Consider the following 22,357-nt stretch of genomic DNA (forward strand, 5'->3'; position numbering starts at 1 on the left):
TGGACCTCGACTCCGACCCCACCAAACTCATCGAGATCGTCGAGATCGGCAAACAACTCCTCATCACCCGAGGAGCGTTGACCACCTTCTCCATCGCCAACGACGTCGCGAAGTACTTCGCGATCATCCCCGCGATGTTCGCCGTGGCCTACCCGTCGCTGGACAAGCTGAACATCATGGGCCTCACCTCGCCCGAGTCCGCGATCCTGTCCGCGGTCATCTTCAACGCGCTGGTCATCGTCGCGCTGGTGCCCCTCGCCCTCAAGGGCGTCCGCTACCGGCCCGCGAGCGCCGACCGGATGCTCCGCCGCAACCTGGGTGTCTACGGACTCGGCGGCATCGTCGCCCCGTTCATCGGCATCAAGATCATCGACCTGCTCCTCTCCCTCATCCCCGGAATCGGCTGATTCGCCATGACCAACAACGCCGTCAGCAGCACCGCGCGCGTACTCGGTGCGGGGCTCCGCGCCCTCCTCGTCCTCACCCTCGTATGCGGGGTCATCTACCCGCTCGCCGTCACCGGCGTCGCCCAGGCCCTGTTCCACGACAAGGCCAACGGCTCCGAGATCAAGGACGGGAGCGGACAGGTCGTGGGCTCCTCCCTCATCGGTCAGCGGTACGACCTCCCGCAGAAGGAGGGTGAGGAGTCACCCGCCCCGGACCTGAAGTGGTTCCAGCCCCGCCCCTCCAACGGCCTCGGCAGCAACAGCGTCAACACCCAGTACTCCCTGATCCTCTCCGGAGCCACCAACCGCTCCGGCGACAACCCGGAGTTGGTCCAGTGGGTGACCGACGCCAAGACGGCCGTGGTCGAGGACAACACCACGCCCACGTACACGGTGAAGCCCGCGGACGTGCCGGCCGACGCCGTCACATCGTCCGGCTCCGGCCTGGACCCCGACATCTCACCCGCGTACGCCGCACTCCAGGTCCACCGGGTCGCCGAGAAGAACAACCTCGACGTCAAGGAGGTCAAGGACCTGGTCGCCGATCACACCACCGGACGGCTGCTCGGCTTCATGGGCGAACCCCGGGTGAACGTCCTTGAGCTGAACACCGCGCTCAGGAACCTGACCCAAGGCTGATGGCACCGCCGCGGGACACCGGACACCGGTGGGGTACGGAACCTCCGCACCCCACCGGTGTCCGCCCACGTGTGTCCGTCGCACCCTGATGCCCATCCACCACGGAAGAACGAGAAGTCACCATGGGACGCGGCACACTCCGGATCTACCTGGGCGCGGCACCGGGCGTCGGCAAGACGTACGCGATGCTTTCCGAGGCGCATCGCCGGGTCGAGCGTGGGACCGACTGTGTGGTGGCTTTCGTGGAGCATCACGACCGGCCGCGGACCGAGGTGATGCTGCACGGGCTGGAGCTTCTGCCGCGCCGGGAGCTGGAGTACCGGGGGAGTGTGTTCACCGAGATGGATGTGGACGCTGTTCTGGAGCGTGCTCCGGCGGTGGCGCTGGTGGACGAGCTGGCGCATACCAATGTTCCCGGTTCGCGCAACGCGAAGCGCTGGCAGGATGTCGAGGAGCTGCTGAGGGCGGGGATCGATGTCATATCCACGGTCAACATCCAGCATCTGGAGTCGCTGGGTGATGTCGTGGAGTCGATCACCGGGGTCCGGCAGCGTGAGACGGTGCCGGACGAGGTGGTGCGCCGGGCCGATCAGATCGAGCTGGTCGACATGTCGCCCCAGGCGCTGCGCCGGCGGATGGCGCACGGGAACATCTACCGGCCCGACAAGATGGACGCGGCGCTCTCGAACTACTTCCGCCCGGGCAACCTCACCGCCCTGCGTGAGCTGGCCCTGCTCTGGGTCGCCGACCGGGTCGACGAGTACCTCCAGCAGTACCGGGGCGAGCACAACATCCGTACCACCTGGCAGGCCCGTGAACGCATCGTCGTCGGACTGACCGGAGGGCCCGAGGGCCGCACCCTCATCCGCCGCGCCTCCCGGATGGCGGCCAAGGGCTCCGGCAGCGAGATCCTCGCCGTCTACATCGCCCGCAGCGACGGCCTGAAGGCGGTGTCGCCCAAGGAACTGGCCGTCCAGCGCACCCTGGTCGAGGACCTCGGCGGCACCTTCCACCATGTCATCGGGGACGACGTGCCCTCGGCCCTGCTGGAGTTCGCCCGCGGCGTCAACGCCACCCAGATCGTTCTCGGCGTCAGCCGCCGCAAGTCCTGGCAGTACATCTTCGGGCCCGGCGTCAGCGCCACCGTCGCCCGCGAGTCCGGTCCGGACCTGGACGTCCATATGGTCACCCACGACGCCGTCGCCAAGGGCCGGGGGCTGCCGATAGCCCGCGGCGCCCGCCTCGGGCGGGCCCGGGTCGTCTGGGGCTGGCTCGTCGGCGTCACGGGCCCCGCCCTCCTCGCCCTGCTCCTCAGCACCGTCGTCCCCGACCTCGGGCTCGCCAACGACATGCTGCTGTTCCTCACCGCCACCGTCGCCGCCGCCCTGCTCGGCGGCCTGCTGCCCGCCCTCGCCTCGGCGGCCTTCGGCTCCCTGCTGCTGAACTACTACTTCACCCCGCCCCTGGGCCGGTTCACCATCGCCGACCCCAACAACATCGTCGCCATCGTGATCTTCGTCGGGGTGGCCGTGTCCGTCGCCTCCGTCGTCGACCTGGCGGCCCGCCGGACCCACCAGGCGGCACGACTGCGCGCCGAGTCGGAGATCCTCTCCTTCCTGGCCGGCAGCATCCTGCGGGGCGAGAACTCCCTCGACGCGCTGCTGGAGCGGCTCCGGGAAACCTTCGCCATGGACTCCGTCGCCCTGCTGGAGCGGACGGCCGAGGTCGAGCCCTGGACCTGTACGGCGGCTGTCGGCACCCGCCCCGTCGAGCGCCCCGAGGACGCCGACGTCGACATCCCCGTGGGGGAGAACCTGGCGCTGGTCCTGAGCGGCCGGGCACTGCCCGCCGAGAACCGCCGGGTCCTGGGCGCCTTCGCCGCCCAGGCGGCCGTGGCACTGGACCGCCAGCGCCTGGTCGACCAGGCGGAGGAGGCGCGCAAACTCGCCGAGGGCGACCGCTTCCGCACCGCCCTCCTCGCCGCGGTCAGCCACGACCTCCGCACCCCCCTGGCCGGCATCAAGGCATCGGTCACCTCGTTGCGCTCCCACGACGTCGCCTGGTCGGAGACCGACCGCGAGGCCCTGCTCGAAGGCATCGAGGACGGAGCCGACCGGCTCTCGGCGCTGATCGGCAACCTCCTGGACATGTCCCGCCTCAACACGGGCACCGTCGTCCCGCTGATCAGGGAGACGGACCTGGACGAAGTCGTCCCCATGGCGCTGGGCGGCGTCCCCGACGGCAGCGTCGAACTGGACATCCCGGAGACGCTCCCCATGGTCGCCGTCGACCGCGGCCTGCTGGAACGCATCGTCGCCAACATCGTCGAGAACGCCGTCAAGTACAGCCCCGAGGGACGTCCCGTACTCGTCTCCGCCAGCACCCTGCGCGACCGCGTCGAACTCCGCGTCGTCGACCGGGGGCCCGGTGTCCCCGACACAGCCAAGGAACGCATGTTCGAACCGTTCCAGCGGCTCGGCGACGCCCCGAGAGGCGCGGGAGTCGGACTCGGCCTGGCCGTCGCAAGGGGCTTCACCGAGGCGATACAGGCCACCCTCACCACCGAGGACACACCCGGCGGCGGCCTCACCATGGTCCTCAGCCTGCCCCGCGGCACCACCGCCGCGCCCGGCTCCTCGGACGCGCCCCCAGGGGCGGACGCGCCCCCAGGGGCGCCCGCGTAGGCGCCCTCACCCCGGTGGCGGACCGGCGGTCGGGCGGATAGCGCACATCAGCAGACAACCAGGTGGTGTTCTCCCCGGCCGCCTGTACGCGTACCTGCATGTCGTCCCCGTCCGTCACGCTTGGGTCGGGCGTCTTTGGAATACGTGAGAACCAGTCAAGAGTGGCCGATTGGCGAAGGCTTGGTATCTCGGCGTGAGTAAAGCCTTGACAAGAGCATGACCCGGAAAAGTAGTCTCCACCTGCCGCATGGTCACGATTTTTTCACAGGTTGCACACGGGGGTGGGGATGAGGCGCACACATGCGCGCTCGCTCGGTCTGAGCGCAGCGCGTTTCGGAGCCGCGGAGTGGCTGGCCGCACCGACTGGGGCCGCGACGGCATTAGCGTCCGACGCGGATCCGTATCTCAACAAAAGCGGGCAGCGGGACCGGGCCACCGGCTGTCCCGGGGCGACGACCGACGGTCCTGCCCATGCCGACGTGGTGTACATGGTGTGCGCTGGTGACAAGGGCAGCCTATGGTTTCTCCAGGAGCCGGAGCGCTTTGGTGGCGGCGCTGAGAATGACGGCCGGTTCGGCCGCCCTCTCGCGGCAGGAATGTCTTCGAGCATCGGCGACAAGGCTTTCAGTGCGGTGGCGAAGTGACGGAGAGCCGACGGCTCTCCTTTGAACTCACCGCTGATTTACCGCAGTCGAGTCAATGCGAGATCTCGATCAGAAGAGCGGGCCGTCGACTCGCGCTGCGCGCGGCCCTGGCGGCCGGCCTTGCCGGGGCTGTAGTGGCCACCGCGCTGGCCTTCAATGCCGCACCGGCGTCGGGGACGGACGTCCGGAGCCCGGTGGCAGCCGCCGCCTGTTCCGGAGCGGACTCCGACTTCAACGGAGACGGCCTACGCGACGTCGCCATAGCGGACCCGGAAGCCACCGTTTCCGGAATCGAGCGGGCAGGACTCGTCCACATCGTCTACGGCGGCGGCAAGGGCACTCTCGAGCTGAGTCAGGATACGCCCAACATCTCCGACGGAGCCGAGCGCGGTGACGAGTTCGGTTTCTCTATCGCTGTGTACGACGCGAACTTGGACGGATGCTCCGATATCGCGGTCGGCATTCCCTATGAGGACGTCGGCACAGTGAAAGACGCCGGTCTGGTGCATGTGGTCTATGGATCGCTTTCCGGCCTCGGCCAGGGAACTGTCGCCTCGGTGGGGCTGCGACAGGGCTCCGACGGAGAACTGGCCGACGGCTACGAGGCGGAGGACTGGGTTGGATACGCCCTGGCCGCAGGCAAGTCGGCGACCAACGTTCCCTTCCTCGTCGTCGGCGTGCCTGGTGAGGACGGGCCTCGCGGCGCGGATATCGGGATAGCGCACTACGTCTACGGAACAGACCTGAAGTCCGCGCCGTTCGGCCAGGACAGCGCAGGCGTCTGGGAGGACACCGAACCCTACGACCGCTTCGGTTCCTCGATTGCGTCCACCGACCGGCACTTCGTCGTCGGTGCGCCCGGTGAGTCGATCGGTACCGTGCAATTCGCCGGTGCGGTTCTCGCGTTCCGGCCCTCGCTCAACACCAGCGGTATACCGGATCCGATGTTCGGCATGGGGCAGGGCAGAGTCGAGGGCCCCGACAGCGCCGCGCAAGGCGGTGACGGATACGGGACCTCGCTGTCGATGGCGCCCTACCGGCCCAGCGGGGCGGCCACCGCCACCGACTCGATGCTGGCCGTGGGAGCCCCCGGTGAGGACCTCTCCACCACGGTCGATGCCGGAGCGGTGCAGGTCTACCACATCAAGGCCGACCAGTCCGTCGTACATACCCAGTGGATCGATCAGAACGCGCCTGACGTCGAAGGGGAGGCTGAGCCCGGCGACTTCTTCGGGCAGAAAGTTGCCGCGGTCAACAGCGCCCCCAACTCGGTCGGTACGGCTGCGACCATGCGTCTTGCCGTCGGTGTGCCGGGTGAGGAGTACGGAGCGGAGCACACTGAGAGCGGTGGCGTCGCCCTGTTCTCGATGCTGGGTGCGCCCGGCGCGGCGGACAGCTGGATCGAGCCCGGCCACGGCATTCCCGGGGAACCCGCACCCCGCCAGTTCATCGGCATGAGCCTGGGCAGCAGTCCCTCGCTTCTGTATGTGGGTATGCCCTATGGCCCGACCCAAGGCCGTGCGGTCTACGGCTTCCCGTGGAACGTCGCCTCGGGCGCTGCTCCCACCCAGACCTTCAGGCCCGGTGAGGGCGGAATCCCGACTGACGTCGCCGCCTTCGGCGCAACCGTTCGCTGACCGCGATGAATGACATGGAGAGCGGACGAGTGTCCAGACGAATGGGGCGCGACCTCGCGCTGCGCGCCGCCTTGGCAGCCGTGCTTGCCGGGGCCGTGATGACCACCGGGCTGACCTTCGACGCCGCCGAGCCGGACCTGAGGAAGGACGATCCGGTGCCGGCGCCGGTGGCGGTGTCGGGGCCCGCGCAGACAGAATCGGCGGCGTCGGCCGCGGCCGACAGGAGCGGCGCGCCGGTCGAGATGGTCGGCCTGCGCTCGGAGCGCCGGGAGGTGTTCGCCCAGCCGGACGGCACGTTCGAGGCGAGGGAGTACACCGAACCGATCCGCACGATCCGGTCCGGCAAGTGGGTGGACGTCGACGAGACGCTTGTGAGGCGAAAGGACGGCCGGTGGGGTCCCAAGGCCGCGACCGTGGATCTGTCCTTCGCAGGAGGGTCGACGAACGAGCCGTTCGTGACGTTGCGCCGCGCGGGCAGGGAGATGTCGCTGACCTGGCCTGACGGTGTGCTTCCCGCACCGAGTGTCGAGGGGGCCACCGCGACCTACTCGGAGGTCCACCCCGGAGTCGACCTCGTGGTGCGGGCCGAGGCCGACGGCTTCGGACATCTGCTCGTGGTCAAGACGCCTCAGGCAGCGGCCGACCCCGAGATGGCGAAGATCGACCTTGGACTGAGGACGTCAGGGCTGAAGGTGGCCGAGAACGCCTCCGGCGCGATCGTGGCGAAGGATGCTGAGGTCGACGGCACGGTCTTCGAGGCAGGCAGGCCCACCATGTGGGATTCGGCCGCGACCGCCGAGAGCGGAACGCCCCGGGCCGGGCTGTCGAGGGTGAAACGGTCGCGGGCGGCTCCACAGAACGGAGAAGCCCAGCTCGATCCGGCTCTGGACGGGCCGGGCGGAGGCGGCCGCAGGGCACCTCTGGACATCGAGGTCAGCAAGGACAAGCTGACCCTCACGCCCGACCAGGCGCTGCTGAAGGACGCCGACACGGTGTGGCCGGTGGTGATCGACCCCACCCAGCGGACCACCCCACGCACGTCCTGGACCGGTGTGATGTCAGGGATGCCGTCCGAGCAGGACTGGAAGTACTCCGACTCCGCAGGGGTGGGTAAGTGCCCCACCGACTACAACCCGGTCTCCTGCAACGGCGTCGGCGTACGCCGGGTGCTGTTCACCATGCCCATCTCGTTCTACAAGGGCAAGCAGATCCTGGGCGCGTCGTTCTCCGCCCGCGTCGCCCACATCTACAGTGCGAGCCCGAAGGCTGAGCCGATCCGGCTGTACAGGGTCGGTGGCAAGAACCGCGCCCTGTCGTCCTCCAGTGACTGGAACAACACCAAGGACGAGTGGGTCGATCACCTGGAGACCGTGGACAAGGCGATCTCGCCCACCTCATGTGGAGGCGATCCCAACCTGCACTTCGAGAGCGGGGCTTCCGGGGAGCTGACCGGTGCGCTCAAGGCAGCCGCGACAGACGGTTGGTCGTCGATGACTCTGGGGCTGCGTGCCGCGGACGAATCACGGTTCGCGGAGTGGAAGCGGATCTGTGGCAAAGCCCACCTTTCGGTCAGCTACAACAACCTGCCCCGACAGATGTCGACTGCCAAGATGTCGTCGGACCCCGGCGGTTCCTGCAAGTGGGGCAGCTCCCGCCCGTATGCGGAAGAGCCCCCGATGCTGACCGCCCACGCCTCCGACCCCGACCACGGCGACGGCAAGACGGACAAGGTGAAGGTGCAGTTCAAGGTGGCGTGGACGCCCAAGGGCGCAGCTACCGAGACCTCGTACACATACGACACCTCGTATCTGTCGCCGACCTCCACCACGCCGTACAGGCACCGGGTGAAGACGGCCATTCCGGAAGGCGTCGTCGTCTACTGGAGCGCACGGGCCTACGACGGTGACGGCTGGGGGCCGTGGAGCACGGACGGTGCTCCGCAACGCTGCGAGTTCATTCTCGACAAGACCAAGCCGGGTAAGCCGCTGGTGAACTCGCTGGAGTATCCCTCGAGTTCCGTCGAGCACGACGGCGTGGGCACAGCGGGTACCTTCACCTTCGCGCCCAACCCCAACGACTCCGTCCCGGACACCGACGTGGAGTCCTACCGGTACGGCTTCAACAGCGACGCGGACCCCACTACGGCCGCCAAGCCCTCCAAAGCCGGCGGGTCGGTCTCGGTTACGTGGACGCCTTCGAGGTGGGGCCGGAACTGGGTCGAGGTGATCTCCGTCGACAAGGCGGGGAACGCCGGCACCAAGGCCCGCTACGAGTTCCTGGTGACCGAGGGCAGGCCCGCCACCGCGCAATGGAACCTTGCCGATGCGGCGGACAGCACCTCGGCGCACGACGAGCGCGACAAATTCGCTGCCGACAAGGGTTCCGGCGTCGCCTTCGGGGCAATCGGCCCGGGCGGCAGGGCGGATGCCGCGGCATCCTTCGACGGCACGGAGAACGCCTATCTCGACTCGGTCAACACCGTGTTGGACACCGCCCGGAGCTTCAGCGTCAGCGCCTGGGTGCGACCCACGGATCTGAGCCGCGACATGACGGTGGTCAGCCAGGACGGTACCGGAGTGCCCGGCTTCACCCTGGGCTACGACACCACGGTCGGCACGTGGGCGTTCGAAACACCACTGACCGACGTGGACACTCTCGGGGAGTGGAAGGCTGTGGCCAAGGGAACGGACGGCAATCCCCTCGTCCCGGTCAAGGACGCGTGGGTGCTGCTGACCGGTGTCTACGACGCGCAGGCTTCCGGAGGCCCGCAACTGCGCCTGTACGTGAACAAGACTTCCGTCGGGACAGCGCAGCGCCGCTCGGCCTGGAAGACCTACGGTTCACTCCAGATCGGCCGAGCCCTGGCAAAGAGCGGATACCGCAACCATTTCAAGGGCGACCTCGCCGAGGTGCGGGTGTTCGACCGAGTCCTGCCGGCCGGCCAGGTCGCGGAGCTGATGACGATCAAGCCGACACGCAAGGGTTACTGGCAGCTCGACTCCGCCAGCGGCACCACATCGGCGGAGACCGGTGGTGGGCAAGCCCTGACCCTGGCCGGTGACGCACGGGTCTACAAGCCCGCACCGACCGACCCCGATGACCCGTTCGCCTCGCCCGATCCGCCGGCCCTGGTCGGCGCAGGGCACCTGGTGCTGGACGGGGCAGGCGACTACGCGGCCACCGCAGCCGCTCCGTCCAACGGGGCGAGCAGCTTCACGGTCACCGCTCGCGCCCAGCTCACCGCCGTCGACGGCACGGTCCCGCAGACGGTGCTCTCCCTGCCGGGCGCGGCCGCCAACCGTGTGCAGGTGCGCTTCCGTCCCGATCCGAACGGTGGCCTCGCATCGCGCTGGGAGCTGGCGGTGGCCGACACGGACGCCGCGTCGGCGGCGGTCAAGGTGTTCCAGGACGACCAGGAACTGCCCGACACCGGCGGCTCCGGCCAGCACCTGGCGGTGATCTATGACGCCTTCGCGAACGAGATCCGTCTCTATGTGGAAGGCCAGCTCGCCAGTACGGCACACGGCACGGACAACACACTGTGGTCCACCACCAAGGGACTCCAGGTCGGGCGCTCGGCGCTCGGCTCGGCGGAGCACTTCGCCGGAGCGATCGACGAGGTCCGCGCGTACGACGGGGCACTCGATCCGACCGTAGTGAAGCAACTGTCGCTCCAGACCGCCATCCCCGACATGTAGCCCGAGGTGAGGGGCGGGACAAGAACGTCCTGCCCCTCACCGCTCTCGCGTCCTTCATCCCTCTCGCATGATGCATGCGCCCGGCCAACATGCCCGCACGCCTGTTGCGCCGCTACCGATGTGTGGAGTCCAGATGCCGTTCCGTGGCCGGTTGGTCGACCAGCTCATACCCAGACGCGTGGGGGGATCTCTCGCGCTCGTCCTCTCTCTCGCGCTCGGCGGCGCATTACTGCAACCGGTGGCGTCAGCCGCGGACAGGCCCACAGAACTGGAGCGGGCGAAGGACCCGGTCCCGGTGGTCGAGGGGTCCACGGCCAACGCGGCCAAGCGGCCCGCCAACACCATGCGCAAGACCGTCGACCCTCGTCTGGACAAGCCGTCCTGGCCCGGCAGGGCCGACGCGGAGATCACGGTCGCGGCCCCGAGCACCAAGACCTCCCGCGGCGTAATGGTCGGCTCCCTCCCCGTCGCAGCCGCCTCCGTCCAGGGCAGGAGGACGACCACCGCCCCGGACAAGATCGCGGTAGAGGTGCTGGGCGCGGCCGACGCCAAGCGCCTGGGCGCGAGCGCCGTACTCAAGGTGGAGCGCGCCGACGACGCGGAACGCTCCGCACCCGTACGCCTCGACATCGACTACTCCTCCTTCGCCGAGGGCTATGGCGGCTCCTACGGCTCGCGTCTGCGCATGGTCGAGCTGCCGGCGTGCGCGGCAGTGGCCACCCCGGGCAGCAAGGCTTGCCCGGCAACCCCCAAGGTCCTGGCGACGACCAATGACCCGCAGGCCCGCACCCTGTCCGCCGAGGTGACCGCCTCTCCTCGAGCCACCGGCAGCAACGCCGGCGCACCCGGCCTGATCGCGGTGGCAGCAGGGCCGTCCTCGGCGCAGGGCACCTACAAGGCAACCGGGCTCGCCCCGTCGTCGAGTTGGAGCGTGGCGGCTTCCTCAGGCGGTTTCTCATGGAACTATCCGCTCAAAGCGGTGCCCACACCCGGTGGTCTGGTGCCGACGGTCGGCCTCGGGTACTCCTCGCAGGCAGCTGACGGCCGTACCGCAGCCACCAACAACCAGGGCTCCTGGGTGGGCGATGGCTTCTCCTACGACCCCGGATACATCGAGCGCCGCTACAAGCCGTGCTCGGAGGACGGGCACCCCTCATCCGGTGAGCAGTGCTGGGCGTTCGAGAACGCCACCATCCTGCTGAACGGGCAGTCCAGCGAGCTGGTCCAGGACGACACCACCAAGAAGTGGCACCTGTCCAGTGACGACGGCGCCAAGGTCGAGCAGCGCACCGGCGCGACGAACGGCGACAACGACGGAGAGCACTGGGTCGTCACCACTACCGATGGCACCGAGTACTCCTTCGGCCTCAACCAGTTGCCCGGATGGGCGAAAGGCAACGAAGAGACCAAGTCGACCTGGACCGCGCCGGTCTTCGGTGACGACAAGGGCGAGCACTGTTACAACGCGACGTTCGCCTCCGCCCACTGCAAGCAGGCCTGGCGTTGGAGCCTGGACCACGTCAAGGACACGCACGGCAACGTGATGTCCTACTTCTACGAGCCGGAGACCAACTATTACGCCCTGAACGGCAAGACGGATGTCAACGGCACCGCCTACCACCGCGGCGGTCACCTCAAGCGCATCGACTACGGTCAGCGCGACGGCCAGGCCTACGCGGCCAAGGCCCCGGCCCGCATCGACTTCAAGGTCACCGAACGCTGCCTGCCCACCGACACCTTCGACTGCGCCCAGCCCAAGCGGACCAAAGCCAACGCAGCGAACTGGCCCGACGTCCCGGTCGACCAAGAGTGCGCCGCGAGCACCAAGTGCACGGTGGGCCAGACATTCTTCACCACCAAGCGGCTGACCGGTATCACCTCCCAGATCCGCACAGGCGCCACCACGTACCGGGACGTGGACCACTGGTCGCTCACCCACAGGTTTCACGACAACGGCGACGACTCCAAGGCCCTCTGGCTTGACAAGATCCAGCACGAGGGCCGGGACGGCACGGCCGTAAAGATGCCGGCCATCGAGCTGTTCGGCGAACAACTGGCCAACCGGGTGGACACGGTCGGCGACAACATCGCCCCCTTCCACCGCTATCGCCTGTCCACCGTGCTGAGCGAGACAGGCTCCCAGCTGACCGTCAACTACGCGGCCACCAACTGCACCAAGTCCACCCTGCCGAAGCCCGGCGCGTCGACCAAACGCTGCTACCCGGTGAAATGGGCGCCTCCAGGCTATCTGGAACCCACTACGGACTGGTTCCACAAGTACGTCGTCGCCGAGATCATCGAGACCGACCGCACCGGCGGCGGCGAAAGCGGCGTCACCCGCTACAACTACCAGGGTGACGCGGCATGGCGGAAGGCCAAGCCCGACGGCATCACCGAGGACAAGTTCCTGACCTGGGGCAACTGGCAGGGCTACGGCAAGGTCTCGGTCACCAGCGGCACCGCGGACAAACAGTCCACCCGCATCGACTACACCTATCTCCAGGGCATGGACGGCGACAAGGACGCCGACGGTGCCACGCGCAACATCAAGGTCAAGGACTCCCAAGGCACCGAGCACACGGATGCCGAGGAGTACACCGGCCACGAGCTGGAAGCAGTCACCTACAACGGCAGCGCTATCGCCTCCCGGACAATCAGCCAGCCGTGGAAGCACAACACCGCGACGCAGACACGCAGTTGGGGAACGCGATACGCCGTGATCTCCAAGCCGCGAGTCCAACGGGGCTTCACCCCGCTATCGGCCGGTGGCTGGCGTGAAACCAAAAGCACCACCACCTACGACACAGCCACGCGCACCGGCCGGGTCACCCACGTCGAGGACCTCGGTGACGTCTCCACCGCCACCGATGACACCTGCACCCGCACGTACTACGCGGACAACGCCGACAAGAACATCCTTTCGCTGCCCTCCCGCAGCGAAGGGGTGACAGTCAAGTGCGCCACCACACCGGACCGTTCCCAGCAGATCCTGGCCGATGAGCGCACCTCCTACGACAACGGTGCGTTCGGGGCGCCCCCCACCAAGGGCGACGCCACCAAGACCGAGAGGATGACCGCCCACAACGGCACCACCGCCACCTATCAGACCACCGGCACCACCGGGTACGACGGTTTCGGGCGCCCTCTGTGGCAGAAGGACGCCAAGAACAACGAAACAAAGACCCAGTACACCGAGGCCGACGGCCTGCTGACCCGGACCACCGCCACCAACGCCGCCAGCCACACCACCACCACCGACTACAACCCCGCGCGCGGCGCCGCCACCGGCCAGAGTGACCCGAACGGCAAACGCACCGATCTCGCTCACGACGCGATCGGCCGCCTCACCTCCGTCTGGCTTCCCGACCGCGCCAAGTCCCAGACCCCCAGCATCAAGTACTCCTACCTGGTCCGCACCGACCTGCCCACGGCCATCAAGACCGAAAAGGTCGAGACCGACGGAACGTACGGCACCGAGTACGAGCTCTACGACAGCCTCCTGCGCGGCCGTCAGAAACAGACCGAAGGCCCCGACGGCACCCGCATGGTCGCCGACGCCTGGTACGACGGAGTCGGCAAGGCCGTCAAGACCAACTCGACCTACCGGGCCGCCGGAGCCCCCAGCGACGGGCTCCTGATCGCGGGCAACGGTGCGGTCGGCGCACAGACACGCACCGAGTACGACGGCCTCGGCCGCCCCACCGCCGAGATCAGCCTTCACGCAGGCACCGAGCAGTGGCGCACCACCACCCGCTACGACGGCGAACTGATCCACACCGACCCGCCCGCCGGCGGCGTCGCCTCCACCGCCACCACCGACGCCGACGGCCGTACCACCACGCTGCGCCACTACCGCGGAGACCGCCCCGACGCGCTGCTCGGCTACGACGACACCAAGTACACCTACACTCTCAACGGCCAGCTCAAGACCGTAACCGACGCCAAGAACAACGCCTGGACCTACGAATACGACCAGCTCGGCCGCAAGGTCAAATCCATCGACCCCGACGCCGGCACCGCCACCACGCACTACGACGAACTAGACCGTGTGCAATGGGCGATCGACGGCAACGGCAAGAAGGTCTCCACCCAGTACGACTCTCTGTCCCGACCCACGTTCACGTGGGAAGGCGAACCGACGACCGGCACCAAGCTCACCGAGACCCGGTACGACAAGGCCGGCTGGCTCGGCCACGCATGGGCGTCCATGCGCTATGTGAACGCAACCCAGTACATCGGCTCCTCGGTCACCTCAATGGACGACTTCTACCGTCCGCTGAAGACCCTCTACGCCGTACCCAACACCGAGGCCGAGCTCCGCGGAACCTATGAGTTCACAACGGCCTACAACCGTGACGGCACCGTCCGCGGGACCGGACTGCCCGCCGCCGGAGGCCTTCCGGCCGAAGCCCTCACCTACGGCTACGACGAGCTCCAGCGCCCCACCACCCTGACGGGCACCACCTCCTACGTCACCGGCACCACCTACTCCGGCATCAGCCAGGTCATGGGCCTGGAGCTGCACACCGGCAGCGGCAGGAAGGTCGGCCAGACCTTCGACTACGAGGCCGGCACCGGCCGCCTGCGTACCGCCACCGTCGACGTCGCCGGCGCCACCAACCCGGTCAAACGCTCCTCCTACACCTACGACCAGGCCGGCAACGTCCTCTCCATCGCCGACACCGCCAACACCAGCTCCACGGCGACCACCGATGTCCAATGCTTCGCCTACGACACCGGCGCCCGCCTGAAGGACGCGTGGACCCCCGCCGCGAATAACGCCACAGCACAAGGCGCGGGCACCCTCGGCAGCAATGGCCTCGACGCCTCCAAGCCCTCCGCCTGCGACGCCGCTCCCGGCGCGAACGCGCTGAACGGCCCGGCCCCGTACTGGAAGTCGTACAGCGTCGACGCGATCGGCAACCGGAACAAGGAAGTCGTCCACGACGTCGGCCGCGACGCGGCCAAGGACATCACCCGCACCTACAGCTACGGCGGAGCGGGCACGGCCGGCGACGGACCGCACCAGGTCACAGAAGTCGTGGAGAACACTCCCACCGGCAACAGCCAGTCCACCTACACCTACGACGACGGCGGTAACACCAAAACCCGCGTCATCGGCGGCAACACCCAGACCCTCGAATGGAACGCCACCGGCCAACCCGCCAGGATCAAGACCTCCGCGGGCGACACCACCTACATCTACGGACCCGACGGCTCACGCCTGGTCCGCAAGGACCCCAACGCCACCACCGTCTACCTCCCCGGCATGGAACTCTCCCTCGCCGCCGGCTCCAGCACCGTCAAGGCCACCCGCTACTACAGCCACGCCGGCCAGACCATCGCCATCCGCACCAGCGACAACAAGCTGTCCTTCCTGGCCTCCGACCACCACGGCACCGGCGAACTCGCCATCGACTCCGCCACCGGAACCGTCACCCAGCGCCGCTCCGACCCCTACGGCGTCGATCGCGGCAAGGCCAACGGCACCTGGCCCGGCGAGAAGGGCTTCGTGGGGGGCACAACCGACGCCTCCACCGGCCTCACCCACATCGGCGCCCGCTCCTACGACGCCCAACTCGGCAAATTCATCTCCGTCGACCCGATCATCGACTACACCCGCCCTCAACAGATCAACGGCTACGCCTACGCCGACAACAGCCCCGTCACCCTGTCCGACCCCAGCGGGCTCTACGCGGACTGCGGCTCCTCCGACCCCCGGAGCTGCTCCCGCACACCGATCACCAACCGCGCTGACGCAGACGCGGATAACGCAGAGAAAGCCAAGGACGAGGCCGCATCAGGCCAGGCGGCTGCCGAGCAGCAGTTCTCCTCCGCCAGACAGCGCACCGTTCGGGCCGCCAAGGCCATCGTCAAGATCCTCATGGATGAGATCGGCATCACGGCCGGCCTCGACTGCCTTTCTACAGGAGACCTGGGAGCCTGTGGAGAAACTGTCCTCAACATCGCCGGTAGCTTCTCCGGCGGCCTAGCAGGAAAGCTTTTCGCGAAATATGGAGCCCCCTGGGGGTGGGAAAAGGGCGGAAAGCTCCTCAAGCGGGTCGTCGGCCTAGTGGATGACATTGTCGGCGGGGTTGCCGGAATGATCAGCGCCTCCAAGAAGGTCACCAAGGCGAAGGAGTCATTGGCTCGGGCCGAATCAGCCCTGAAAGCAGCGAAGAAGCGTTCAGCGGAAGCCGCCTCCGGGATCTGCGAGAAGCACAGTTTCCTGCCCGATACCAAGGTCCTGGCCGCGAACGGCAAGACCAAGCCGATCAAGGACGTCAAGCTCGGCGAAAAGCTCATCGCCACGGACCCGAAAACAGGCAGGACAACTGTCCGTCAAGTCGTCCGCACCATCACCACCGAAGACGACAAGTACTTCATCGACCTCACCATCGGCAAGAAGCCCGCTGGATTCGACGGCAAGACAGAGGGGGATGCCGAGGCCGGGCGGGGAGGCGTAACAGGCGAGGCGAACAGCAACACCTCGAACGCTACCCTCACCTCCACCATCAACCATCCCTTCTGGTCCCCTTCTGAGGGGAAGTGGATCGAAGCCGGGGACCTCACACCCGGCATGACCCTCCGCACAGCCGACGGAGACACAGTCACGGTCGCCGCCACCCGCACCTTTGAACAGCGCCAGCGCACCCACGACCTCACCATCCGCGACATCCACACGTACTATGTGCTGGCGGGTAAAACTCCGGTGCTTGTGCACAATTGCAGTCCGAGCACTGTTCAGAGCAGGATGTACGTTGCCGGACGCCCTGGCACGGACGCCACTCCGCAGGCACCCCTCCCCGAGAGTGCAGTGGTGACCAGGGGAGGAAATCTGCAAGACGGCAATTACCATTACGTCGTGACACCGGGTGGTTCAGTGAGAACGTTTCACGAGAGCGTCTTCGATGAGGGTATATGGGCGGGGCATACAAGCCTCTCTGGAGGTAGGCCTGTGACCATGGCCGGCACGTTTGACGTATCAAACGGATCCATCACAGAATTCGGTAACTTCTCCGGCCATTATAGGCCGAATGGATCTGGGATGGAGTCGGTGGCGCGAGATGCTCTGAACAGGAATGGATTCAACGTGGGTGGAGCGAGGTGGGACCCCTTCAACTTCGGTTGAGTTCTCACAAGTCCGCCCCCCGCCCGTCCAAGTGGACGGGCGGGGGGCGGACTTGTGGCCTAGTTATGATCTTCCGACTTCAGGTTGCGGGCAACGTCGATCAATCGCCGAAGTTGTCCATCCGATAGCGAGCTCGCAATCGAAACTAGCTCGCCGATCTCAGCAGAATTACGGTAGGTCCTGGGGGTGCTGGCGGTTGGCGTTGACGCAAGGCCAGAAATTGCGAGCAAATCGGCTTCGGAGATCTGCAATGCTGGCGCGAGATCTTTCAGTATTTCCGGTGACGGTGGAACACTTCCATGGAGCAATTGCAGAATGGTCGATTCAGCCCGTGCCGATGCGCGGCTAACAGCCCGGGGTGATAGTCCGCGGTTCTCCATGAGGCCCTGCAAGATATCGGCAAACCGTTGTGTCATCCTTGCACCTTACTAAGTCAACCAAGTTTGGCGCCAGCGTTCAAACCTGAAGGCGGCCCCGCCGGAGTCTTTATTCCGGCGGGGCTTCCGCGGTGTCTGACGGCAACGGTGACGGCAACGTCAGCGGACGAACGTTGCGGCAGGCGGCTCGTCAGGGGGTTCCTCGGTGTGCCCCAGGGCGCCGCTCAGGGCATCGATGGCTTGGCGTTGGAGGCGGAGTCTCACGTGGGCGTAGACGCCGGCGGTGACGCCGATGTGGGCGTGGCCGAGGAGTTCTTTGATCACGACGAGTTCGACGCCTTGCTCTAGGAGCAGGGTGGCGGTCGAGTGGCGTAGGTCGTGAAAGCGGATGCGTCGGAGTCCGGCCCGTTCGAGGAAGCTGCGGAAGCGGCGTGAACCGTTCCGGGTTCGGTAGAGACTCTAGATTGTGGCTGTGACCTGCTGTTTTTGTGTGTTCTGGTAGTGGGCGGTTTCGTATTCGGCGGGTGGGACGTGGCCGATCTCGCCGTGGAGTCGACGATGGTTGTACCAGTCGACGTACTCGGCGGTGGCCAGTTCGACGTCGCTGAGGGCTTTCCAGGGCCGCTGCGGTTTGATGAGTTCGGTTTTGTAGAGCCCGATGGTCGACTCCATCAGGGCGTTGTCGAGGGCGTCCCCGACGGTGCCGATCGACGCGGCGATCTGTTCGGCGGCCAGGTGGGTGGCGAGCCGGAAGCTGGTGTACTGGGTGGATTCAACTGATCGTCGCAACACCTCGATCTTGGAGGTGCTGGATGGGCCGGCCGACGGGATGGGCCACTCGGATGACGGGGCGTCCGGCGATGCGTTCGCCGGGGACGCCTCCGATCCGGCGGGAGGTGGAACGGGTCTTCTGGGTGAAGATTGCCGAGGGGATGACCAGCGAGGCGGCGGCGGTCACGTGCGGCGTATCCCCGGTGGTGGGGTCGCGGTGGTTCCGTGAGCGTGGCGGCATGCCATCGATCCAGCTGAGCCCGCCCTCGGGCAGATACCTGTCCTTCACATTGACGCCCCTGTATTCACTCAATGCGCCATAGCGTTCGCCGAGGTCATCCCCGCAGGCAAAATCCTCAAGCTCCGCAAGCTCGATAAGCTTCAGGAAGTCGCGCAAAAGGTACGTCTTCGTAAAGCCTGTGACAGCTGCTTCCTTGCCGGCACCAAAGTCCTCATGGCAGGCGGCCGGACCAAGACCATCGAAGATGTCCAGCCCGGCGATCAGGTCGTTGCCACCGACCCCGTAACCGGCAAAAGCAGCCTCCAGCAGGTCACCCGACAGATCGTCACCAAGAATGACAAGTGGTTCAACGAACTCACCATTGCCACCCCCAACGGCCCGGAGACGCTGAATCCGACATACGAACACCCCTTCTGGTCACCGTCTGAGAATGCTTGGATCAAGGCGGCAGACCTTCAAAAGGGGATGACTCTTCGCGCCCCCGATGATGCCAAGCCTGTCAAGGTCCAGACAAACAGGTCCTACCATCTCACCGCAACCACATACAACCTGTCCGTAGCAAGAGTCCACACTTACTACGTACTGGCAGGAAACACCCCAGTTCTCGTTCACAATTGCTTCGACTTCGACGCAGAGGGCCTTGGGAAAAGCCTTCCCGAATGGAAGGAAAAGCAGCCGACATTGGGTCGATACATCGACGAGAATGGGCAACCTCAGACCATTTCAAGCGGCAGAACGGGGGAGAACTATCGTTTGTACGAACTCGCCAATGAGAAGCTAAAAAAACTCATGGGCGTCAGCTACAATATCAACCGCGCCGATCATGCAGAGTTGAAGTATGCAGCAGACATGGTGGAACGCGGTATAGATAATTCCAGCATCGTGATCAACTATCCGACAGGGACCTGCCTTGAGATGCAGGGATGCGATCAGCTGCTCAATCTCCTGCTTGGCAACAGAACGCTCACGGTATACTGGCCCGACGGTAAGGGGGGGTTCAGTAACGTGCACACGTACGGAAATGGATCACCCAACAGAAAGCAAAAGGGTCGAAAATGACAAGGCAAGGAATTCAAGCAGTTTATCTACCGGAGCATAACGAGGAGCCGCGGATCCTTTTCTCGCCGGCGGACGTCGATGACATGATCGACACCCTCCTAATGAGTGACGGAAGCGGAGATTCGGTGGAGATGTTTTCACTGGATCGCCCTCTCGTAGGGCCTCTCGATATGCCGGACCACCGACTTTTTGCCGGCGTCCGCAGAGATCGGAATGCAGGAGTCCTGGATTCCGGGGACGGTACGTGCGAGATCCCTAACACTCGATCCGCGAGTGAGGGCGTCAGGGGCAGCGCTTCTGCGGTTACGTTCGCAACGGCGACCGAAGGGGACATAGTTGTCTACTCGCAAAACGGGAGCCCCTTTGAGTTTCTGATCTCTTCGGAAATCTCTATTGAGAAGGTACGCGAAGCGGTAAAGGAGTTCGTGGCAACAGGCGGGGAACGCCCGTCCTGCGTCGGATGGGTCGACGCAGGCTAGCGCCATCAGGAAACCGCCAGGATTATCACATATGTGTGTAATCGTATAAGTTGCTCGATGTTGGCGGGGCGAGGAAGATGTTTCCTCGCCCCCGCCAACTGAACCGCCCCGCTTCGAGTAGAGACTCGATTTCGTGAAAGGATCGAGTCATGGCACGACCTTCCCGTTACCCGCTTGAGCTCCACCGTCGTGCGGTGCGCATGGTCGCCGAGGTACGCGACGACTACCCGACCGAGACGGCTGCTCTGCAGGCGGTTGCCGAGAAGCTCGGCATCGGTTCCCGTGAGACGCTGCGGAACTGGCTGAAGCAGCACGAGATCGATGCGGGCCAGCGCCCAGGGACGACGACGGAGGAGTCCGCCCAGCTCAAGGCGTTGAAGAAGGAGAACGCCGAGCTCAAGCGGGCGAACGACATCCTGAAGGCCGCGGCGAGTTTCTTCGCGGCCGAGCTCGACCGGCCACTCACACCCTCGTAGCGTTCATCGACGAGCACCGGGGCCCGCTTCGGCGGCGTCGAGCCGATCTGCAGGACGCTCACCGAGCACGGCTGCAAGATCGCCCCCTCCACCTATTACGCCCATAACAAGCGCCTGGCCGAGCCCTCGGCCCGCACCTTGCGCGACGAGGAACTCAAGCCGGTCATCCGCGAGGCGTTCGCCACCAACTACCACGTGTACGGGGCCAGGAAGATCTGGCGGGAGCTGAACCGGCAGGGCCACGCGGTCGCCCGCTGCACCGTCGAGCGGCTGATGCGCGAGCTCGGCATCACCGGCGCGGTCCGCGGCAAGCAGGAGATCACCACGATCCCGGGCGGGCAGGTCAAGCGGGCCCCGGACCTGGTGGACCGGAACTTCGTCGCCACCGCACCGAACCGCTGCTGGGTCGCCTACTTCACGCACGTCAAGACCTGGTCCGGCGTCGTCTACATCGCGTTCGTCGTCGACACCTTCTCCCGCCGCATCGTCGGCTGGTCGGCCGCCACTTCCAAGGAGACCCAGCTCGTCCTGGACGCCCTGGAGATGGCTTTCTGGCAACGCGACCGCGACCAAATTCTCTACACAAAAGGCGAGTTGATACATCACTCGGATGCCGGCTCGCAAGGTGGATTCAACTGATCGTCGCAACACCTCGATCTTGGAGGTGCTGGATGGGCCGGCCGACGGGATGGGCCACTCGGATGACGGGGCGTCCGGCGATGCGTTCGCCGGGGACGCCTCCGATCCGGCGGGAGGTGGAACGGGTCTTCTGGGTGAAGATTGCCGAGGGGATGACCAGCGAGGCGGCGGCGGTCACGTGCGGCGTATCCCCGGTGGTGGGGTCGCGGTGGTTCCGTGAGCGTGGCGGCATGCCATCGATCCAGCTGAGCCCGCCCTCGGGCAGATACCTGTCCTTCACGGAACGCGAAGAGATCGCCCTGCTCAACGCCCAGGCTGTGGGAGTGCGCGAGATCGCACGCCGTCTGGGGAGGGATCCGTCGACTGTCTCGCGGGAGTTGCGGCGCAACGCGGCCACCCGCGGCGGCCAGCTCGACTACCGGGCCTCTATCGCTCAGTGGAAGGCGGAACTGGCGGCGCGGCGTCCGAAGACGCCGAAGCTCGTGGCCGATGAACGGCTGCGTGAGTATGTGCAGGACCGCCTCGCCGGGGACGTCCGGCGTCCGGACGGAACCCAGGTCACCGGGCCGACAGCGCCTCGGTGGAAGGGCCGGAACAAGCCTCACCGTCAGGACCGGCGGTGGGCGACGGCCTGGAGCCCGGAGCAGATCTCGGCCCGGCTGGAAGCCGACTTCCCCGATGATGACTCCATGCGTATCTCGCACGAAGCGATCTACCAGGCGCTTTACATCCAAGGACGCGGAGCCCTCAAGCGCGAGCTGGTCGGTTGTCTGCGGACCGGGCGTGCCCTGCGGGTTCCTCGGGCCCGTGCCCGGCGGCGGGCGAGTGGGCACGTCACCCCCGAGGTGATGATCAGCCAAAGGCCAGCCGAGGCCGAGGACCGGGCAGTGCCGGGACACTGGGAAGGCGACCTCATCATCGGCACCGGCAAGTCCGCGATCGGCACGCTGGTCGAGCGGACGACCCGGTTCACCATGCTCCTGCACCTGCCCCGGATGGAAGGCTTCGGCACCGAGCCGAGGGTGAAGAACGGGCCGGCGCTGGCCGGTCTGGGCGCCGAGGCCGTCAGGGACGCGATCGCCGCGACGATCACCACGCTGCCCGAGCAACTGCGTCGTTCGTTGACCTGGGACCGGGGCAAGGAACTGGCCCAGCATGCCCGGCTCCGCGTCGACACCGGCCTTGAGATCTACTTCGCGGACCCGCACAGCCCCTGGCAACGCGGCACGAACGAGAACACGAACGGGCTGCTTCGGCAGTACTTCCCCAAGGGCACCGACCTGTCCCGCTGGCAGCCCGACGACCTCCAAGCCGTTGCACACGCCCTCAACACCAGGCCTCGGAAGACCCTCGGTTGGAGGACACCCTCCGAAGCCCTCAACGAACACCTACTCTTGACTCAAGAAGCCAGTGTTGCAACGACTGATTGAGTCCG

At 66.4% G+C, this 22,357-nt stretch carries 11 protein-coding genes and 4 pseudogenes; 12 read left to right on the plus strand and 3 right to left on the minus strand.

The genetic code is table 11. The annotated features are described in order from the left end of the window. The 6 genes and pseudogenes from ACZ60Q_RS10500 to ACZ60Q_RS10525 all read left to right on the plus strand — a co-directional run. A pseudogene (locus ACZ60Q_RS10500) lies at positions 1-407 on the plus strand (potassium-transporting ATPase subunit B); the annotation flags it as partial. A gap of 6 nt (positions 408-413) precedes the next feature. Beyond that, a complete protein-coding gene (locus ACZ60Q_RS10505) occupies positions 414-1,085 on the plus strand; it encodes a potassium-transporting ATPase subunit C (RefSeq protein ID WP_469631348.1) in 672 nt (223 codons plus the stop codon). Between the two features lie 122 nt (positions 1,086-1,207). Next, positions 1,208-3,769, plus strand: a complete 2,562-nt coding sequence (locus ACZ60Q_RS10510) for a DUF4118 domain-containing protein (protein WP_469631351.1) — start codon at positions 1,208-1,210, stop codon at positions 3,767-3,769. A gap of 640 nt (positions 3,770-4,409) precedes the next feature. Beyond that, positions 4,410-6,050, plus strand: a complete 1,641-nt coding sequence (locus ACZ60Q_RS10515) for an FG-GAP repeat domain-containing protein (RefSeq protein WP_469631354.1) — start codon at positions 4,410-4,412, stop codon at positions 6,048-6,050. Positions 6,051-6,079: 29 nt separating this feature from the next. After that, positions 6,080-9,748 (plus strand): LamG domain-containing protein, encoded by a 3,669-nt coding sequence (locus ACZ60Q_RS10520; protein ID WP_469631357.1) that lies wholly within the window; start codon positions 6,080-6,082, stop codon positions 9,746-9,748. A gap of 178 nt (positions 9,749-9,926) precedes the next feature. Beyond that, a complete protein-coding gene (locus ACZ60Q_RS10525; RefSeq protein ID WP_469631360.1) occupies positions 9,927-16,880 on the plus strand; it encodes an RHS repeat-associated core domain-containing protein in 6,954 nt (2,317 codons plus the stop codon). A 59-nt stretch (positions 16,881-16,939) separates the two neighbouring features. Here ACZ60Q_RS10525 and ACZ60Q_RS10530 read toward each other — a convergent pair whose 3' ends face one another. The 3 genes and pseudogenes from ACZ60Q_RS10530 to ACZ60Q_RS10540 form a co-directional block, all read right to left on the minus strand. Further along, entirely contained in the window at positions 16,940-17,296 is a 357-nt protein-coding gene (locus ACZ60Q_RS10530; protein ID WP_469631362.1) for a helix-turn-helix domain-containing protein, read from the minus strand. A 120-nt stretch (positions 17,297-17,416) separates the two neighbouring features. Continuing rightward, a pseudogene (locus ACZ60Q_RS10535) lies at positions 17,417-17,698 on the minus strand (tyrosine-type recombinase/integrase); the annotation flags it as partial. An 18-nt stretch (positions 17,699-17,716) separates the two neighbouring features. Then, positions 17,717-18,022 (minus strand): annotated as a pseudogene (locus tag ACZ60Q_RS10540) (integrase core domain-containing protein); the annotation flags it as partial. 47 nt (positions 18,023-18,069) lie between these two features. On the opposite strand from ACZ60Q_RS10540, the pseudogene ACZ60Q_RS10545 reads away from it, so the two are divergent. The 6 genes and pseudogenes from ACZ60Q_RS10545 to ACZ60Q_RS10570 all read left to right on the plus strand — a co-directional run. After that, positions 18,070-18,315: pseudogene (locus ACZ60Q_RS10545) on the plus strand (IS30 family transposase); the annotation flags it as partial. Positions 18,316-18,482: 167 nt separating this feature from the next. After that, positions 18,483-19,328, plus strand: coding sequence for a polymorphic toxin-type HINT domain-containing protein (locus tag ACZ60Q_RS10550; protein WP_469631365.1), 846 nt, complete (start codon positions 18,483-18,485; stop codon positions 19,326-19,328). Beyond that, on the plus strand, positions 19,325-19,807 hold the full coding sequence (locus ACZ60Q_RS10555; RefSeq protein WP_469631368.1) for an Imm1 family immunity protein: 483 nt from the start codon (positions 19,325-19,327) through the stop codon (positions 19,805-19,807). Before ACZ60Q_RS10550 ends, ACZ60Q_RS10555 begins: the two co-directional genes overlap by 4 nt. 149 nt (positions 19,808-19,956) lie before the next feature. Next, the gene (locus ACZ60Q_RS10560; protein WP_469631371.1) at positions 19,957-20,283 is read left to right on the plus strand and encodes a transposase; all 327 of its coding nucleotides are present in this window, start codon (positions 19,957-19,959) and stop codon (positions 20,281-20,283) included. 45 nt (positions 20,284-20,328) lie between these two features. Further along, positions 20,329-20,922 carry an IS3 family transposase gene (locus tag ACZ60Q_RS10565; protein WP_469632711.1) on the plus strand — a complete coding sequence of 198 codons (594 nt, stop codon included), beginning with the start codon at positions 20,329-20,331 and terminating at the stop codon, positions 20,920-20,922. Positions 20,923-20,954: 32 nt separating this feature from the next. Next, the gene (locus tag ACZ60Q_RS10570; RefSeq protein WP_469631373.1) at positions 20,955-22,352 is read left to right on the plus strand and encodes an IS30 family transposase; all 1,398 of its coding nucleotides are present in this window, start codon (positions 20,955-20,957) and stop codon (positions 22,350-22,352) included. Positions 22,353-22,357 lie beyond the last annotated feature (5 nt).

It is taken from the genome of Streptomyces sp. NPDC104313 (genome assembly GCF_055583985.1).

What these genes read in the sequence shown, in the direction of transcription:
- ACZ60Q_RS10570 (WP_469631373.1), top strand. Translation starts at nt 20,955, where the DNA reads ATGGGCCGGCCGACGGGATGGGCCACTCGGATGACGGGGCGTCCGGCG.
- ACZ60Q_RS10510 (WP_469631351.1), top strand. Translation starts at nt 1,208, where the DNA reads ATGGGACGCGGCACACTCCGGATCTACCTGGGCGCGGCACCGGGCGTC.
- ACZ60Q_RS10505 (WP_469631348.1), top strand. Translation starts at nt 414, where the DNA reads ATGACCAACAACGCCGTCAGCAGCACCGCGCGCGTACTCGGTGCGGGG.
- ACZ60Q_RS10530 (WP_469631362.1), bottom strand. Translation starts at nt 17,296, where the DNA reads ATGACACAACGGTTTGCCGATATCTTGCAGGGCCTCATGGAGAACCGC.
- ACZ60Q_RS10560 (WP_469631371.1), top strand. Translation starts at nt 19,957, where the DNA reads ATGGCACGACCTTCCCGTTACCCGCTTGAGCTCCACCGTCGTGCGGTG.
- ACZ60Q_RS10550 (WP_469631365.1), top strand. Translation starts at nt 18,483, where the DNA reads ATGGCAGGCGGCCGGACCAAGACCATCGAAGATGTCCAGCCCGGCGAT.
- ACZ60Q_RS10555 (WP_469631368.1), top strand. Translation starts at nt 19,325, where the DNA reads ATGACAAGGCAAGGAATTCAAGCAGTTTATCTACCGGAGCATAACGAG.